At 57.1% G+C, this 16,919-nt stretch carries 15 protein-coding genes and 1 other RNA gene; all 16 read right to left on the reverse strand.

The annotated features are described in order from the left end of the window. Position 1 precedes the first annotated feature (1 nt). The 16 genes from AXE65_RS06085 to AXE65_RS06160 all read right to left on the reverse strand — a co-directional run bounded on the left by AXE65_RS06085 (position 2) and on the right by AXE65_RS06160 (position 16,886). Positions 2–976 carry a D-alanine--D-alanine ligase gene (locus AXE65_RS06085; RefSeq protein WP_068389525.1) on the reverse strand — a complete coding sequence of 325 codons (975 nt, stop codon included), beginning with the start codon at positions 974–976 and terminating at the stop codon, positions 2–4. Then, positions 973–2,427, reverse strand: coding sequence for a UDP-N-acetylmuramate--L-alanine ligase (murC, locus tag AXE65_RS06090; protein ID WP_068389526.1), 1,455 nt, complete (start codon positions 2,425–2,427; stop codon positions 973–975). The genes AXE65_RS06085 and murC overlap by 4 nt, the downstream gene beginning before the upstream one ends. Next, positions 2,414–3,508, reverse strand: a complete 1,095-nt coding sequence (gene murG, locus AXE65_RS06095) for an undecaprenyldiphospho-muramoylpentapeptide beta-N-acetylglucosaminyltransferase (RefSeq protein ID WP_068389528.1) — start codon at positions 3,506–3,508, stop codon at positions 2,414–2,416. Before murG ends, murC begins: the two co-directional genes overlap by 14 nt. 4 nt (positions 3,509–3,512) lie before the next feature. Further along, positions 3,513–4,718 carry a putative lipid II flippase FtsW gene (gene ftsW, locus AXE65_RS06100; RefSeq protein ID WP_068389533.1) on the reverse strand — a complete coding sequence of 402 codons (1,206 nt, stop codon included), beginning with the start codon at positions 4,716–4,718 and terminating at the stop codon, positions 3,513–3,515. Then, a complete protein-coding gene (gene murD, locus AXE65_RS06105) occupies positions 4,718–6,052 on the reverse strand; it encodes a UDP-N-acetylmuramoyl-L-alanine--D-glutamate ligase (protein WP_068389535.1) in 1,335 nt (444 codons plus the stop codon). Before murD ends, ftsW begins: the two co-directional genes overlap by 1 nt. A 2-nt stretch (positions 6,053–6,054) precedes the next feature. After that, positions 6,055–7,140 carry a phospho-N-acetylmuramoyl-pentapeptide-transferase gene (gene mraY / locus AXE65_RS06110; RefSeq protein ID WP_068389542.1) on the reverse strand — a complete coding sequence of 362 codons (1,086 nt, stop codon included), beginning with the start codon at positions 7,138–7,140 and terminating at the stop codon, positions 6,055–6,057. Continuing rightward, a complete protein-coding gene (locus tag AXE65_RS06115; protein ID WP_068389545.1) occupies positions 7,140–8,507 on the reverse strand; it encodes a UDP-N-acetylmuramoyl-tripeptide--D-alanyl-D-alanine ligase in 1,368 nt (455 codons plus the stop codon). The genes mraY and AXE65_RS06115 overlap by 1 nt, the downstream gene beginning before the upstream one ends. Then, entirely contained in the window at positions 8,500–9,957 is a 1,458-nt protein-coding gene (locus tag AXE65_RS06120) for a UDP-N-acetylmuramoyl-L-alanyl-D-glutamate--2,6-diaminopimelate ligase (RefSeq protein ID WP_068389547.1), read from the reverse strand. The genes AXE65_RS06115 and AXE65_RS06120 overlap by 8 nt, the downstream gene beginning before the upstream one ends. Then, the gene (locus tag AXE65_RS06125) at positions 9,957–11,849 is read right to left on the reverse strand and encodes a peptidoglycan D,D-transpeptidase FtsI family protein (protein ID WP_079214065.1); all 1,893 of its coding nucleotides are present in this window, start codon (positions 11,847–11,849) and stop codon (positions 9,957–9,959) included. Before AXE65_RS06125 ends, AXE65_RS06120 begins: the two co-directional genes overlap by 1 nt. Further along, positions 11,846–12,130 carry a cell division protein FtsL gene (ftsL, locus tag AXE65_RS06130; protein ID WP_068389548.1) on the reverse strand — a complete coding sequence of 95 codons (285 nt, stop codon included), beginning with the start codon at positions 12,128–12,130 and terminating at the stop codon, positions 11,846–11,848. The genes AXE65_RS06125 and ftsL overlap by 4 nt, the downstream gene beginning before the upstream one ends. Next, positions 12,127–13,083: a 16S rRNA (cytosine(1402)-N(4))-methyltransferase RsmH gene (gene rsmH / locus AXE65_RS06135; RefSeq protein WP_068389552.1), complete on the reverse strand. Its 957-nt coding sequence runs from the start codon at positions 13,081–13,083 to the stop codon at positions 12,127–12,129. Before rsmH ends, ftsL begins: the two co-directional genes overlap by 4 nt. Before the next feature lie 26 nt (positions 13,084–13,109). Next, positions 13,110–13,862, reverse strand: a complete 753-nt coding sequence (locus AXE65_RS06140; protein ID WP_068389555.1) for a division/cell wall cluster transcriptional repressor MraZ — start codon at positions 13,860–13,862, stop codon at positions 13,110–13,112. A 303-nt stretch (positions 13,863–14,165) separates the two neighbouring features. Further along, an RNA gene (gene rnpB / locus AXE65_RS06145) (RNase P RNA component class A) lies at positions 14,166–14,539 on the reverse strand. Positions 14,540–14,581: 42 nt separating this feature from the next. Further along, on the reverse strand, positions 14,582–15,592 hold the full coding sequence (locus AXE65_RS06150; RefSeq protein ID WP_068389558.1) for an LLM class flavin-dependent oxidoreductase: 1,011 nt from the start codon (positions 15,590–15,592) through the stop codon (positions 14,582–14,584). A gap of 28 nt (positions 15,593–15,620) precedes the next feature. Continuing rightward, positions 15,621–16,229, reverse strand: a complete 609-nt coding sequence (locus tag AXE65_RS06155) for a thiol:disulfide interchange protein DsbA/DsbL (RefSeq protein WP_439144673.1) — start codon at positions 16,227–16,229, stop codon at positions 15,621–15,623. Between the two features lie 54 nt (positions 16,230–16,283). Next, on the reverse strand, positions 16,284–16,886 hold the full coding sequence (locus AXE65_RS06160) for a c-type cytochrome (protein ID WP_068389673.1): 603 nt from the start codon (positions 16,884–16,886) through the stop codon (positions 16,284–16,286). Positions 16,887–16,919: the final 33 nt, after the last annotated feature.

Genomic DNA, 16,919 nt, shown 5'->3' on the forward strand with positions numbered 1-16,919 from the left:
GCTAATCCCTCTTAAGGCTGTGCGCCAAAATCAGCAGCACGAGCTGGTCAAAATCATGTCCCACGGCTTTGGCTGCCATCGGTACCAAGCTGTGGTCGGTCATCCCTGGCGCGGTGTTGACTTCCAGCAGATAAAAATGTCCGGCCTGGTCTTGCATTAAATCCACCCGTCCCCAACCGGTAACGCCGAGACTTTCACAGGCACGTGCGGACAGTGCGCGAAGTTCGGCTTCTTGAACTTCATCAAGGCCACAGGGGATTTGGTATTGGGTGTCGTCGGCCAGATACTTGGCGTGGTAGTCGTAAAACAGGTGCGGCGTGCCCAGGCGTATCGGCGGCAGAATTTCGCCGCCCAGCATGCTGACGGTAAATTCGGTGCCGCTAATCCACTGCTCAACCAACACTTGCGCGTCGTACTTTCTTGCTTCAACAAAAGCCGCATTCAGCGCTTCAAGGGTTTCGACCTTGGCCATGCCGATGCTGGAACCTTCGTGCACCGGTTTGACCATCAGCGGAAAGCCCAATTCCTCAGCCGCAGCCTGACAGTCGAGAACGCTTGAAAGCGCCGCGTAACGTGGCGTCGGCAGGCCCAGCGCCAGCCAAAGCTGTTTGCTGCGCAGTTTGTCCATGGCCAAGGAGGAAGCCAGCACGCCGCTGCCGGTGTAGGGGATACCGGCGCATTCGAGTAGTCCTTGCATGCTGCCATCCTCGCCGCCACGCCCGTGCAGAATGATAAAGGCGCGGTCAATCTTGGCTTTGGCCTGTTCGGCCACCCACTCACCCAAGAAATTCGCGCCGACATCCATGCCAAAAGCGTTCACGCCCATGCGCTGCAACGCGGCAAGAACCGCCGCACCGGATTTAAGCGAAACCTCACGTTCGGCGTTTTGTCCGCCAAACAGTACCGCAACGCGGCCAAAAACGGCGGGATTTACTCGGTTATCAAGGATGCTTTGAATAAGTGAGTCATGGTTCATGGCTGTTCTCCTTGATCTGCTTCGGTGAATAGCGGGTGCGCCATCAACTGTGCGGCGAGCAGGCCAATGTCGCCCGCGCCTTGGCAGAGCAGGATGTCGCCGTCTTGCAGCAGTGGTGCGAGCAGCGGCGCGGGGTCGCTGCCGCGTTCCAGATAAATCGGGTCGATTTGCCCGCGTTGGCGGATGCTTGCGGCCAGATGGCGACTGTCTGCCCCGGCGACGGGCGCTTCGCCCGCCGGATAGACTTCGAGCAGCAACAATAAATCGACCTCGCCCAGCACTTTGACAAAATCGTCGTATAAATCGCGCGTACGGCTGTAACGGTGCGGCTGGTAAATCATCAGCAAGCGCCGCCCCGGCCAGCCGCCGCGTACTGCGCGAATCACCGCCGCTACTTCGCTGGGATGATGGCCGTAGTCATCGACCAGCATCACCGCTCCATCCGCACAAGGCAGTTCGCCGTAAACCTGAAAGCGCCTGCCTACGCCCGCAAATCCCGCCAATCCCTGGTAAATATGTTCGTCACTGATGCCTTCATCGGTAGCGATGGCGACACAGGCCAGCGCGTTTTGTACGTAATGCAGGCCGGGCAGGTTGACGGTGAGCGGCAGCGGCTTTCGGCCTTCGCGCAGCGCGGTAAAGTGGGTGCAAAGGCCGTCCTGGCGCACATCCACCGCGCGCACGTCGGCCTCTTCGGCAAAGCCGTAGGTAAGGGTCTGGCGGGAGACTTGCGGGGCGATTTCGCGCACTACCGGATCATCGATGCAAAGCACCGCCAAGCCGTGGAACGGCAGGTTGTGCAAAAACTCGATAAAGATCTTTTTCAGCAGGGAAAAATCACCTTGGTAGGTATCCATATGGTCGCGGTCGATATTGGTAACGACCGCAACCAAGGGCAGCAAATGCAAAAAGCTCGCGTCGCTTTCGTCCGCTTCGGCAACCAGATAGCGGCTACTGCCAAGCTGTGCGTTGCTGCCTGCCGCATTTAAACGCCCGCCGATGACAAAGGTCGGGTCAAGACCTGCCGCCGCAAAAACCGACGCCATCAAGCTGGTGGTAGTGGTTTTGCCGTGCGTGCCCGCCACCGCGATACCGTGGCGATAGCGCATCAGTTCGGCCAGCATTTCCGCACGCGGCACCACTGGAATGCGCCGCTCTTGCGCCCGCGCAACTTCCGGGTTGTTGCTGTCGATAGCGCTGGAAACCACCAAAACATCGGCCTGATCAGCATTGTCTGGCTGATGTCCTAAGGCAATCTGTGCGCCAAAGCCCTTTAGTCGTTCGGTAACAGGCGAGGTTTTAAGGTCTGAACCGCTCACCTGATAGCCTAAATTAAGCAGCACTTCAGCAATGCCGCACATGCCAGTGCCACCAATGCCGACAAAGTGGATATTGCGAATGCGGCGCATGGTAGGAATGCGGATGCCTTTTTCATTATCAGGACTTTGCATGCGTCTCTCCGCTGCTAAGGGTTAGGCAGTAATCGACCAGTGCCTTGGTCGCGCAAGGCTTGGCACATTGCCGCGCGTTTTGCCCCATCCGTTGCAGGATTTGCGGCTGTGCGAGCAGTTCGCCAAGCTGCGCCGCCAGCACGGCTCCCGTGGTTTGGCTTTGCACCAGCAGACGCGCAGCGCCCGCTTCGCTTAAAAAACGGGCGTTCTGTGTTTGGTGGTCGTCAATGGCCTGTGGCAGCGGTATCAGTAACGCGGCCTTGGCGGCAGCGGCCAGTTCACTCACGGTGAGCGCTCCGGCTCTGGCAATAAGCAAATCCGCCCAAGCGTAGTGGCTTGCCATATCGGCGATAAAGGGCAGCACTTCGGCGCTGATACCGGCTTTTTTGTAGCGCTCCTCGGTTTTTTCTGCATGCGCACGTCCGGCTTGATGTTTCACCTTAGGGCGCAGCTTCGCGGGCAGTAAAGCCAGCGCTTCGGGCAGCAGTTGGTTAATCGATTCCGCGCCTAAGCTGCCGCCCAATACCAACAGGTGCGGCGCACCCGTTATCGGGCGAGGCTCGATGCTGGTCAGCGTTTTACGCAGCGGATTGCCGATAGTGCGGCATTTGCCTTGGTATTTTTCGGCCAGTCCCAGCACCTTGGGGAAACCCAAGGCAATCCCGCGGGCAAAGCGGGCAAGCAGGCGGTTGCTGGTACCCATAACGGCATTTTGTTCGTGAATAATCAAAGGCACGCGCGAAAGCCAGGCCGCAAGCCCGCCGGGGCCGGTCACGTAGCCGCCAAAGCCCAGTACGCAGTGCGGGCGCAGTTGTTTTATCAGCGCTCGCGCCTGCCAAAGCGCACGCAGCAGTTGCCAGGGCGCTTTTAGCAAACTGCCGATGGCTTTGCCGCGCAGCCCGCCAATCTGAATGTGGTGCAGCCGGTAGCCTGCCGCTTCAACCAGTTCGTTTTCAATGCCGCGCGGCGTACCCAGCCAGTGCACCTTAAAGCCGCGCACGGTAAATTCCTCAGCCGTCGCCAGCGCGGGGAACACATGGCCGCCGGTGCCGCCTGCCATAATCAGCACGCTCTTAACCATAGATTTAGTCATAGCGCAGCCTTTGCAGCCAGTCGGGCAATCGGTCGTCCTCTGGCTCGTCCGCTGGCACGACAGGCAACTGCTGATATTCCCAGTCAATACGCAGCAACAGCCCTAAACTTGCGCAGCAAGCCAGCAAGGCGCTGCCGCCGTAGCTGACAAAAGGCAGCGCCAAGCCCTTGGTCGGTACCAGCCCTAAATTGACCGCGAAATTCACCAGCACCTGCCCCATCCACAAGAGGGCAATGCCGTAAGCGAGCAAGGCCGAAAACAACAAACCGGCGCGTTCCGCGCGCACGCCGATATAAAGGGCGCGCAGACAGACCAGGGCAAACAGGCCAAGACAAGCCAGTACGCCGACAAAGCCCAGCTCTTCGCCCAATATCGCCAAGATAAAGTCGGTATGCGCTTCGGGCAGATAAGCGTGCTTTTGCACACTGTTGCCCAAACCGACGCCAAACCAACCGCCACTAGCAAAGGCAATCAGTGATTGGATCACTTGATAGCCGTTGCCGTAGCGGTCTGCCCAAGGGTCGAGCGCGTGCATCCAACGCTCAATACGGTAGCCGCCATCCAGCAGCAGCCAAGCCACCAACGTACCCGCCAGCCCAGCCAGAAACAGCAGATGACGAAAATTAAGCCCAGCCAGAAACAGCATCCCGCCGGCGACGCCCATCAGTACCAAGATGCTGCCAAAGTCCGGCTGTAAATTGAGCAAAATGCCCAGCGGAAACAGGGAGACAATCGGTATCAGTACGCCTTTCCAACTGGAGCGCAAATTGTGCCTGCGGTGCAGCAAGTAACCGGCGAGATAAATAATGACGAAGAGTTTGACCAGTTCGGCCGGCTGTACTTTGAATACGCCCAGATCAAACCAGCGCAGCGCCCCGTTGGCCGGCTTGGCAACGAGCAGCAGCAGTGCCAACAAAAAGATGGATAGCCCCCATAGCCACCAACCGACTTGTCGGCGCTGCCACAGACGAAGCGGTATCAGTAAAAAAAACAATCCAGCCAGCACACCCGCCAGCAGGTTCAAGCATTGGCGGCTTAAGTAGCCATACGGATTGTTGTCTGCGACCACGCTGGTCGAGGTAATCATCACCAGTCCCAGCGCCATCAACGCCAAGCAGCCACCGAGCAGCAGCCAGTCCAGACTAAGCGGACGCAGCGGCGAGGGTCTGTGCCAAAAATCGGTGATAAAGCGGCGCATCAGCTAAGCGCCTCCACCGCTTTGGCAAACAGATCGCCGCGTTGCTCAAAGTTGTCAAACATATCGAGGCTGGCACAGGCCGGTGAAAGCAGCACGGCATCGCCTGTTTGCGCAAGCTGTGCGGCAAGCTTTACCGCTTGTTCGAGGCCACCTACGCGCTGTTGCACCACGGTGTTCGGCAACGCGGCTGCCAGCTTGTCGGCATCACGACCGATCAGCAGCACGGCGCGGCAGTGCTGAGCGACCGGCTCCGCCAGCGGGGAAAAATCCGCGCCTTTTCCGTCGCCACCTGCGATTAACACCAGCTTGCCGTCAATATCAGCACCCAAGCCATTAATGGCCGCACAGGCTGCGCCCACATTGGTCGCCTTGGAGTCGTTGTACCAAGCAACGCCATGTAACTCGCGCAGCCATTGGCAGCGGTGCGGCAATCCGGCAAATTCGCGCAAGGCATCAAGCATGGCCTGCATCGGAAAGCCTGCGGCATAGCCGATGGCAAGCGCGGCCAGTGCATTAAGTTGATTATGTGTGCCACGGATTTTTAGCTGCGAGACCGGCAGCAGGAGGCTGTCCCCGTGACTTAGGTGATAAACGCCGCGGGAAAAAAGCAGCCCAAAATGCTTGGGGTCGCCGCCTTGCTGATATTCACCAAAGGTAAAGGTTGGCCTTGGTTCGGCGGATTTCAAATCGGGGCAGTCAGTAGCGACCACCTGATAATTCACGCCATTAAAAATGCGCAGCTTGGCGGCGCGGTATTCATCCAGATCGGCATACCTGTCCATATGGTCTTCAGACAGGTTCAGGCAGCAGGCGACTTCTGCGCTTAATTCACGGCAGGTTTCCAGTTGAAAGCTGGAAAGCTCCAGCACGTAAAGCTCCACATCATCGGCCAGCAAGTTAAGCGCGGGCGTTCCCAGATTGCCGCCAACGGCGACGCGCTTACCCGCTTTTTTGGCCATCTCGCCCACCAGGGTGGTGACCGTGCTTTTGCCGTTGGAGCCGGTAATAGCGACGACAGGTGCTTTACTCAATTCACTGAATAAATCCATATCCCCGCTAAAGCGCACGCCACGACGGGCGGCTTCTTGCAAAGCCGTCTCCTTTAGGGAAATGCCCGGGCTGACATAGACCTTATCCACGGACTGCAAAAAGTCGGCATGCCAAGCACCCAGCCTGACTTCAACTTCGGGAAATTCCCGCTTTAAGGCGGCAAGTTCCGGTGGATTTTGCCGACTGTCACAGCCAATTACCGTGCAGCCGCGCAGGCGCAGAGCGCGCACCAGCGAAAGTCCGCTTTTACCCAGGCCAAGCACTATCGCGCGTGAATGCTCCATGCTTATCTCAACTTCAAGGTCGAAAGGCCGACCAGAACCAAAATCAAGGTGATAATCCAAAAGCGCACAGTGATGCGTGGCTCCGGCCAGCCTTTGAGTTCAAAGTGATGATGTATGGGTGCCATGCGAAACACGCGCTTGCCGGTCAATTTGAATGAGGCGACCTGAATCATCACCGACAACGCCTCGACCACAAAAATCCCGCCCATCACCGCCAGTACCAATTCCTGGCGCACGATAATGGCGATGGTGCCAAGCGCCGCGCCCAAGGCTAGTGCGCCGATGTCACCCATAAACACTTGCGCCGGATAGGTGTTAAACCACAAGAAACCCAAACCCGCGCCGACCAGCGCGGCGCAGTAAACAATCAGTTCGCCGCTGCCGGGCAGATAAGGGATTAACAGGTATTCGGCAAAGCGCGCGTTACCGGACAGATAGCAAAAAATCCCCAGCGCCCCGCCCACCAACACCGTCGGCATAATGGCGAGACCGTCCTGCCCATCGGTCAAATTGACCGCGTTGCTCGCACCGACAATGACGAAATAAGCCAGCAAAACAAAACCGGCCAAGCCCAGCGGCAGGCTGATGCCTTTTAATAACGGCACAAAGAGTGTTGTTTCCAGCGGACTTTGCGCCGTGCTGTAGAGAAACAGCGCCGCGCCCAAGGCAAATACCGATTGCCAAAAATACTTCCAGCGTCCGGGCAAGCCGCGCGAGTTTTTCTCCACCACCTTGCGCCAGTCGTCCACCCAGCCGATGCCGCCAAACAGCAGCGTGACCAGCAGTACGACCCAAACATAGCGGTTATCCAAATCCGCCCAGAGCAAGGTGCTGATGGCAATCGAAGCCAAAATCAACGCCCCACCCATGGTTGGCGTGCCTTTTTTCGATAGGTGCGCCTGCGGACCGTCATGGCGTACCGCTTGACCAATTTGTCCGCGTTGCAACGCGCGAATCATCCAAGGCCCAAGGCACAGGGAAATCAAAAGAGCCGTCAGCACGCCAAAAATGCCGCGCAGCGTCAGGTATTGGAAAACCGCAAAACCTTTGTGGAAGGTTTGCAGATATTCGGCGAGCCATAGCAGCATCAGTGCGTTCCCCCATCTTCGCCGCACAGCGCTGCGGTGACCTTATCCATCTGCGCCGAACGCGAGCCTTTGACCAGCAGCACGCTATCTACAGGTTCAAGGTTAAGTGCCGCAATCAGGCTGGCAAAATCCTCAAAATGCTGGCTTTGCCCGATAAAGGCGCGTACCGCGTGCGCCATCATCGGACCCACGGCATAGAGTGCATCGACTTTGCCGCTGGCATAGCAGCCAATTTCGCGGTGACTGGCCTCGCTCATCTCGCCCAGTTCGCCCATATCGCCCAGCACTAGCACGCGCCGTCCGGCAAAAGCAGCGAGCAAATCAATCGCCGCGTGCAGAGCCGCCGGATTGGCGTTGTAGCTGTCATCCAGCAAACGCTGGCCTTGCAAGGTGCGGCGCAGCTTGCCGCGCCCGCTCATCGGCTTGACGCTTTGCAAGCCCTGGCCAACAACCGCCAGCGGCACACCCAGCGCATGCGCCGCAGTCGCTGCGGCCAGCGCATTGGCGACTTGGTGCAGGCCGTGCAGCTTAAGTTGCACATCGATTTGTCCCGCCGGGCTATGCAGAGTAAAAGCGGCGCAGCCGTTGCCATCCAAGCGGATGTTTTGCGCATAACAATCGGCGCTGTCATCGGTTAGTGAGAAGCTAAACACGCGCCGCCCGCCTGCACGCGCCTGCCAAGTGCTAAAGGCGGCATCGTCCAGATTAAGCACTGCCGTGCCATCTGCGAGTAGCGCATCGAGTATCTCGCCCTTGCTCTCAACGATTTTCTGCAAGCTGCCAAATTCGCCCAAATGTGCACTGCCCGCATTGGTAATCAGCGCCACTTGTGGGTGAGCAAGCGTGGCACTGGCGGCAATTTCGCCCACGTGGTTGGCTCCTAACTCAATCACCGCGGCTTGATGCTTAGCCGATAGTTGCAGCAGGGTTAAAGGCACGCCCAGGTCATTATTAAGGTTGCCCAAGGTGGCGCAGACCGCGCCGTTAAGCTGCGCTTTTAAAATGGCCGCGAGCAGTTCTTTGACCGTGGTTTTGCCGGATGAGCCGGTTAGCGCGACCAGCTTGCCTTGCCACGCGGCGCGGTGCCAGGCGGCAAAGGCCGCCAGCGCGGCGCGGCAGTTATCGACCTGCAATTGCGCCAAGGCAATGTCATTGTTTACCCGTTCGAGCAAGGCCGCTGCCGCGCCTTTTTCTTTGGCGGCCGCCAGCCAATCGTGACCGTCGAAATGTTCACCCTTAAGCGCGACAAACAACTGCCCAAGGCTTAAGGTGCGCGTGTCGATACTGACCGCGTTAAAGGCGGCGTCCGCGCCGTGCAGGCGACCGTTCAGTACGGCGGACAGCTCGCTCAATCGCCACTCAGGCATGAGTACGCTCCCAAGCAAGCAGCGCGAGGCTTGCTTGCTGCAAATCAGAAAAAGGCAGGCGTTTACCGTTCAGCTCTTGATAGTTTTCATGTCCCTTGCCCGCTAACAGCACAACATCCCCCAACTTGGCACTATTGATAATCTGCGCAATGGCTTGGTCGCGGTCTGCCACAAACTGCACGGCTTGCGGGTTTGCGAAACCTTCACGGATGTCTTGAATAATCTGCTTGCGCTCTTCACCGCGTGGATTGTCATCCGTTACCCAAACGCCATCGGCCAGACCTTCTGCGACCTGCGCCATCAGCGGGCGCTTGCCCTTATCGCGTTCGCCGCCACAGCCAAACAGGCACAATAAGCGCCCCGGACAATGCGCGCGTAACGCGCTTAGCGTGTTTTTAAGAGCATCCGGGGTATGCGCGTAATCGACCGCGACCAGCGGTAAATGCCCGCCGCCCAAGCGCTGTAAACGCCCCGGCGGCGGCGCAAGTCTTGGCAGCAACGGGGCAATACGGCTAAGCGGATAACCTAACGCCTGCAGCGTGCCGATAACCGCCAGCAGATTGGCAAGATTAAAGCGCCCAAGCAGCGGGCTGCGCAGCGTGCCTTCGTCGCTCTCGCTGATCAGCCGGGCGGACAGCCCCTTGTCGGAAAGCTTAATGTCACGGCAGTACAGGCTCGCTTTGGGATTATCCAAACTGTAACTGAGCACCTGCGCCGCGCCCGCTTGCTGCACCAAGCGCTGCCCCAATTGATCATCCAGATTAAGCACTTGCCTTTGGCAACCGGCAAACAGCCGGGCTTTGGCGGCGGCATAAGCGTCCATTGAGCCGTGGTAGTCCAGATGGTCGCGCGACAGGTTGGTCAATACCGCAACGGAAAAATCCAAAGCAGCCACGCGGGCTTGTACCAGTGCATGTGAGGACACTTCCATCGCCACTGCCTTGGCTCCACCTGCAACCAAGCGCGCAAGGCTCGCCTGCACGCCAATGGCATCCGGCGTGGTGTGAGCACTTTCTTGCAACACGCCGTAAAAACCATTGCCCAGCGTGCCGATAATCCCGCAGCGCTCGCCAAGACCTTCCAGCGCTTGCGCCAGCAGTTGGCTAACGCTGGTTTTGCCGTTGGTGCCGGTAATGCCAATGAGTCGCAGCTTTTGTGCAGGATGGCCATAAAAGCGCCCGGCAATGGCCGAGATTTCATCGGCGAGGTTTTCTACCGCAAGCATCGGCACGTCGCTTTCTGGCAAAGGCGGCGCGTTGCTTGCTTCATAAATAACCGCCGCCGCGCCGCGCTTAAGTGCGTCTTTGATATAACTGCGGCCATCACTTTTTATACCCGGCACGGCAAAAAACAAATCGCCCGCCTGCACTTGAGCACTAGAAAGGCAAAGATTGCGGATAAGCGAATGGCTTTGTGCCCCCACAAGCAACTGATCAAGCGGCATTGGCATCAGTTGGACGCTCCGGCAAGGCGGGCTGCAGGCATATCCGGCGGCACTTGCATCAAGCGCAAAGTGCCTTCCATCACTTTGCTAAACACCGGTGCGGCCACCGCGCCGCCATAGTGTGCAGTGCGCTTGCCGGGGATTTTTTCTGGCTCATCGAGCACCACGACCAAGGCAAAGCGCGGCGCATCGGCCGGAGCGAAACCTGCAAACAGTGCGCGGGTTTTGCCTTTCTTGCCGGGTTCGTTTTTGTCTGCCGTGCCGCTTTTACCCGCGACACGATAGCCTTCCACCCGCGCCAGGCTGCGCATGCGTGAACCATGAACCACCTGTTGCAACATACCGCGCACGGTTTTGGCGAGGGTTTTATCGATCACTTGTTCGCCTTGCGGTATTTCGCTTTGCCGAAGCAGCGTTAACGGTTTCATCAACCCATCATTGGCGATGGTCGCGTACGCTTGGGCAAGCTGCACGGCGGTCACTTCCAGGCCATAGCCGTAGGCGAGGTTAGTCGTCTCGCTCTCGCCCCAGCGCTTGTGCGCAGGTAGTTTGCCGAACTGTTCAGCAGGAAACCCAAGGCTGCTGCCTTGGCCTAGACCCAGGCGCTGCATCATCTCGCGGATAGGCTCTGCGCCTATATCCAGCGCAATCTTGCTGATGCCGACATTGCTCGACTCAATCAAAATTTGCGTTAAATTCGGCTCGTTCGGCCCGCCAATCGCAACGTCCTTGATCGGCGATTTGCGGCCTCTGACCATCAGCTCACGCCTGCCCGCAGCGTTAAGCAAACTGACTTGGTCTTGCGGCTTCCAGCGCCCTGTTTGCAAGGCGGCCAGCATGGACAGCGGTTTGATCGTAGAGCCTGGTTCGATATTGTCGAGCAGTGCATGGTTGCGTGCTGCCCTTGGGTTGTAAGCCTTGCGGTCGTTGGGGTTATAGGTCGGTTGATTGGCCAGCGCGAGTATTTCACCGCTTCCCACATCCACCAGTACCACACAGCCCCAAGTGGCTTTGCTTTGCTCTAACGCCCGTGCCAACTCAAGATTGGCCAGATTTTGCAGGCGCAAATCGATGGAAAGCCGCAAATCCTTACCGGCCTGCGGCGACTGCACAATGCCTAAATCTTCAAGCACGCGCCCGTTGCCATCCCTAAGCTCGCGCTGCTTGCCTGGCGTGCCGCCAAGCCAGTTATCGAACATCTTCTCCAGCCCTTCCTGGCCGTGCCCGTTATGGTCTACACGACCAATAAGCTGTGCGGTCGTTTCGCCGTACGGGTAATAGCGGCGGTATTGTTCCATGGCAACAATGTCGGGGATTTTTAGCGAAAGTACCGCTGCTGCCCGTTCCGGCGGCAGTCGCAGCGCCAGCGGATAGGCGTTGCGGGTGCCTACTTTATTGACCCGCTCGGCAAACGCTTTATCCGTTTCACCTTCCATCGGCTTGGCGGGACCTACGTTTTCCAGACGGCGACGTAGCGCGTCCGGCGGCTCGCCCAGCGCAGCGGCCAGTTCTTCCCAGCGAGCGCGGCTGCCCTGCGCTTCAATGCGCTTAACAAATTCATCGGCGTCAAGTCCGAGCTGCTCGGCCAGTTTGCTCAGGCTCCGTTTCTCATCCCTTTTCAGCGGGCGCGGTTCTTCCCATAACAGTCTGCCCGCTTGCAGCGTAACCTGCGTGGTGCTGACGGCAAGCGGCGCGCCGTCCCGATCGACGATCATGCCGCGCGGCGCGGCGATGAGGCGGTCACGAACCGCTTGCTTGCTGGCCTCCAAGCGCAGTTCGTCGCGTTGCAACCACTGCACGTTGAACAGCTCTACCACCAACACCAGCAACGCCAACACAAATAACGCCACTACCCAGCGCAAACGCGCAGGGAAGGCCGTGCCAGTAAATCCTTTCATTGCATCAACTTGCGCACTTGCTCATGGCTGGGAATGCGCATCTGCAACTGCACCTGTGCCAATTGCTCAATACGACGAGGGGCGTTTAATGCGGCTTGCTCAAGCAGCAAACGTCTCCATTGCTGTTGCGCTTGATGCTGCACCGCGCCCTGCCGGGACAGTTCATTGAGGCGGTGTTTTTTTTGTTGCGCCAATATCGGCAGTGCAATGGCGCTGCACAGTACCGATAGCAACAGAAACAAAGGCACGCCGATACGTAACACGGACTTAACATCGTTCATGACAGCTTCTCCGCCACGCGAAAAATGGCGCTGCGGGCGCGCGGGTTACGCGCCACTTCATCATCACTGGCACGCCTTGGCCTGCCCAGCACAGCAAGACGCGCAGTAAAGGGCTTTAGCGGAATCGGCAGGTGGCGCGGCCGGTTATCCTTCGGCGGTTTCGCCTGACTTTGCATAAAGCGTTTGACGATGCGGTCTTCCAGCGAATGAAAGCTGATCACCACCAGTCGCCCGCCGGGCATCAAGGCTTCCAGCGCCGCCGCCAAGCCGCGCTCAAGGTCGGCAAGTTCTTGATTAAGGTAAATGCGCAGCCCCTGAAAAGCTCGGGTAGCCGGATGCTTACCCTTTTCCCAGGCGGGATTGGCGGCTTTAAGCACTTCGGCCAAATCCAGCGTGCGGGTGAACGGGCGCTCGGCACGGCGCTCCACCACAGCACGCGCCATGCGCCGAGCAAAGCGCTCTTCGCCATAGTCTTTAAACACTTGCGCAATCGTTTGCTCGTCCGCACTCGCCAGAAAGTCGGCGGCGGACTGCCCTGCGTTCGGATTCATGCGCATATCCAGCGGGCCGTCTTGTTGAAAGCTAAAACCGCGCGCAGCATCGTCAAGCTGCGGCGAGGACAGGCCAAGATCCAATAAAATGCCGGATAATTTGCCGTTAAGTTGTCGCGCTTCTAATACTTCGCCCAGTTCGGCAAAGCTTTTATTGATTATTTCAAAGCGCTTATCTTGCGCCGCCAGTTCACGGCCAACCGCTACCGCTTCGGGGTCTTTATCAAAACCCAGCAAGCGGCCTTCTGTGTTTAAGTTTTGCAAAATCAGGCGGCTGTGCCCGCCACGACCAAAGGTGCCATCCAAATAACAGCCAGTCGCCCGCACATTCAGCGCCGCTACTGCTTCATCCGGCAATACGCTGATATGTTCAAATCTTTGTAGTTGGCTGGTGCTGCTCATAAAATTCCTTAATTACTACTTGCACTTCACATCTTGAAGCTATGCAATCCTTTGACTAACTCGTCCCAAGACTTGTTTTTTTGTCCAGCCACTCCAGACAAGAGGGCTTGTTTGATCTCATTTTTCATCGCTTCTTTACCTGCTTTAGCCTCTTCCATAAGCTCTTTCATCGCTTCTTCGACCGCATCGAAGGCGGCCTGGTTTCTTGCCCTTTCCTTGGCTTGTTCGACTTCTTTAACCTTTCTGGCAAGTTCTTGCTTTTCCTTTAAAGCCGCATTAGCCCGTTGATACTCTTCATCCCACAGTTCTTTTTGCCACAGCTCCAGCTTGTTTTTCTTGCCAATCAAACAAAATTTGTTTTTTGATAACTCTTTTAACTTCAAGCCGATGCATTCAAGCAAGTATCCAGGCAGTGCAAAGCGCCCCTTGGCATCCAAATCCACAACAGTGACCAATCCCAAGAGCGTTTCTATATATTCACTATCTTCATCTTGTCCGGCGCGTTCTTCCCAATCGCGCTCAACCGCTTCCCACTTATCCAGTGGATACACCAGCAGACGTTTGCTTGAGTTCACATCCGGCGCGATAACCAGCCGTCCTTTGAGATCCTTGCCTTCTTCGCCTTTTGCTTCAGATAGCTCTTCGGTCTCTTGGTCAGTCTCTTGGAGAGCCTTTGCGGCTTGCTCATCGTGCTTTAGGGCAAAGGCAGGCAAGCAGCGACTTGGCATAACCAAGCGGCCTTTATCGTCAATCGTGACTTCAAACTGTCCGCGAAGCACATCCTTACCCTGTTTTCCAAGCGACTGCTTTAAGTCGTTAAAGAGAAGCCGCTTGCTTCAACTGACCCACTACTACCCAATTTGACCCATTTTATCCCCCGATTAAAGACAAAGGCTATAGAAGGCTGCATTATTTTTCAGTAATCAATAATCAAATAATAACCATTAAAATCAACTAGTTATAATAAATCCAGGCAAGCAAACGGACAGCAGAAAAAAAAAATTTACAAAAAATGTAAAAAATACAAGGATTTTTGTTGAAGACGGGTGCGGATGCAAAAGCACATCCAGCAGAAAAGTAAGGAGGAAAGTCGGTCTGTAAGCCGGGTTCTGTCGTGGACAGTCATTCATCTGGGACGATTTTCACAAATCGCCTCAAGCAACCTACCCGGTTCCAACGCGGGCCGCGCTTAGGAACCCTATTTGGTCTTGCTCCGAGTGGGGTTTGCCTTGCCGCGGACTGTTACCAGCCGCGCGGTGCGCTCTTACCGCACCTTTTCACCCTTACCGGCCTTGCGTGCAAGACTTAGGCGGTTGTTTTCTGTGGCACTTTCCGTAGGCTCGCGCCTCCCAGGCGTTACCTGGCACTTTGCCCTGTGGAGCCCGGACTTTCCTCCCCCGTGACTTGCAGACAACTTTTCTTGCAAGAAGACGGCAGCGACTGTCCGACCGACTTTCCGCAGGCAAGGGTACTTGGCAAGCGTTAAAGCTGCAAGTTATTAAGCGTCTTGATTTTTTAAATCTGCCAAAATTTGCAGCGCACGCAAACGGTCAGCCAAGGCATAAAAATCGCAAGTCACTATCAGTTCATCGGCCTGCGTTCGCTCAAGCAGTGCCTCCAGCTGCGCCTCCACTTTTTCTGCGCCGCCAATCAGGGCAAGCCCCAAATGCTCAAAGACCGCTTGGCGTTCCCAGGGTTGCCAATCAAGCTTATCCAGGCTCGCGAGTGGCGCTCGTATGCGCAGACTTTGTTCACGCACCAAGGCGAGCACGCGCTGGTAGGCGGAGGTCGCCAGATGCTCAGCCTGTTCGTCGCTGTCTGCAACCAGTAGCGGCGCGGCAATCATCAAGTAAGGTTTGCTTAAGACAGGCGAAGGCTGAAAACCACGGCGATAAGTATCAATCGCCTCAAACAACAGGCGTGGAGCAAAGTGGGAAGCAAAAGCAAAAGGCAGGCCCTTGGCGGCGGCGAGCCGCGCACCAAACAGGCTGGAACCCAAAATCCACAGCGGCACGCCGGTGCCGTGGCCGGGTACGGCAATCACCTGCTGTCCCTCGCGGCGTGGGGCAAAATAGGCTTGCAGTTCTTCGACTTCGACAGGGAAGTCGTCACTGCTGCCAAGGCGCTCGCGGCGCAGCGCATAGGCGGTGAACGGGTCAGTCCCCGGTGCGCGGCCAAGGCCAAGGTCGATTCGTCCGGGGTAGAGCGATTCGAGCGTGCCGAATTGTTCGGCAATCACCAAGGGGGAGTGATTGGGCAGCATCACGCCGCCTGCACCAAGGCGGATGCTTTGTGTGCCTGCCGCCAGATAACCAATCAATACGGCAGTCGCCGCGCTGGCAATGCCGTCCATATTGTGATGTTCGGCGACCCAAAAGCGCTTAAAGCCTAATTTTTCAGCAAGTTGTGCCAGTTGCAAGGAATGCTGCAGTGCTTCAGCGACTGTGCCGTCCACCCGCACCGGCGCGAGGTCGAGTACCGAGAGGGCGGTATTTTGCAAACGGCTCATCGGAGCACCCTTTGCGGGTTTTGCTGGGTTAGTCGGCGGCTTTGCTTGCTGAGCGCTCCTGTTCTATCAGCTTATCGGCCAGTTGCAGAGCGGCTTCAGCACCACCGGCCTGGCCTACGCCAAAGACGTATTTACCACCCACGACCAGAGTCGGCACGCCAGTGACTTGGTAGCCCATCAACTGTTTTTTGGCTTTTTCCATCTGCGTTTTTACGCCAAAGGAGTTGTACGCCTTAAGGAAGCTCTCTTTATCGATACCCAAGGGGGCGAGGAAGGCGGCCATTTCATTCGGCGTTGCCAGCATTTTGCCTTCTTGGTGAATGGCATTGAAGATCGCCTCATGCACTTCGTGCGGTGCTTTTAGCGCTTCGAGGGCGAAAAAAAGCTGTCCGTGGACATCCCACAAGCGGCCAAACAGTGCGGGCAGGCGCACCAGGTTGACGTCTTCCGGCAGCGTTTTCGACCACTCGTTGATATAAGGCTCAAACTGATAGCAATGGCCGCAGCCGTACCAAAATAGCTCAACCACTTCGATTTTGCCGGGATCCCTGGTGGCTACCGGAGTTGCAAGCTCAGTGTATTGCGCAGGCGTCTCGGCCGCCACCAAGCCGCCCGACAGAAGGCCAAGGGTTGCCATAAGGGCGGTTAACAGTTTACGCATAGTCTTTATTCCTTGACCGATTAAACAGATTTAGTGCAAGCCCTGGATATAGCTGGAAATAGCGGCAATGTCCTTGTTGGACAGCTTGGCGGCAATGCTGCGCATAATCATCGCATCGCCATCGTTGACGCGCTCGCCTTCACGAAAATCGGTCAACTGCTTGGCGGTGTACTGTGCGTGCTGGCCACCCAAATGCGGAAAGCCCGCTGCGCTGTTGCCAGTGCCTTGCGGGGAATGGCAGCCGGTGCAGGCGGGCATGCCTTCGGCCAGTTTGCCACCGCGAAACAGGCTTTCACCACGTGCGACCAGTTCAGCATCGGCTGCGCCTACGGTCATTTTCTGACTGGCAAACCAAGCGGCGATGTCGGCTAAATCCTGCTCGTTAAAGTTATCCAGTTGACCGGTCATCTCCAGTACCGGGCGACTGCCGGATTTGATGTCCTGCAACTGTTTAAACAGGTAGCGCTCGCCTTGTCCGGCGAGCTTCGGGAAGTTCGGTGCCGGGCTGTTGCCGTCTGGCCCGTGACAGGCGCCACAAACGGCGACCTTGCCCTGTCCGGCGGCGGCATCACCGGCAGCATGTACGATACCGGTAAATCCCATCAGCAAAAGACCCAGAAGTAGTTTATTCATCAGTTCATCCAATCTGCGGTCAAACAATCTGCC

The organism is Ventosimonas gracilis (assembly GCF_001580025.1).
GTDB lineage: Bacteria > Pseudomonadota > Gammaproteobacteria > Pseudomonadales > Pseudomonadaceae > Ventosimonas > Ventosimonas gracilis.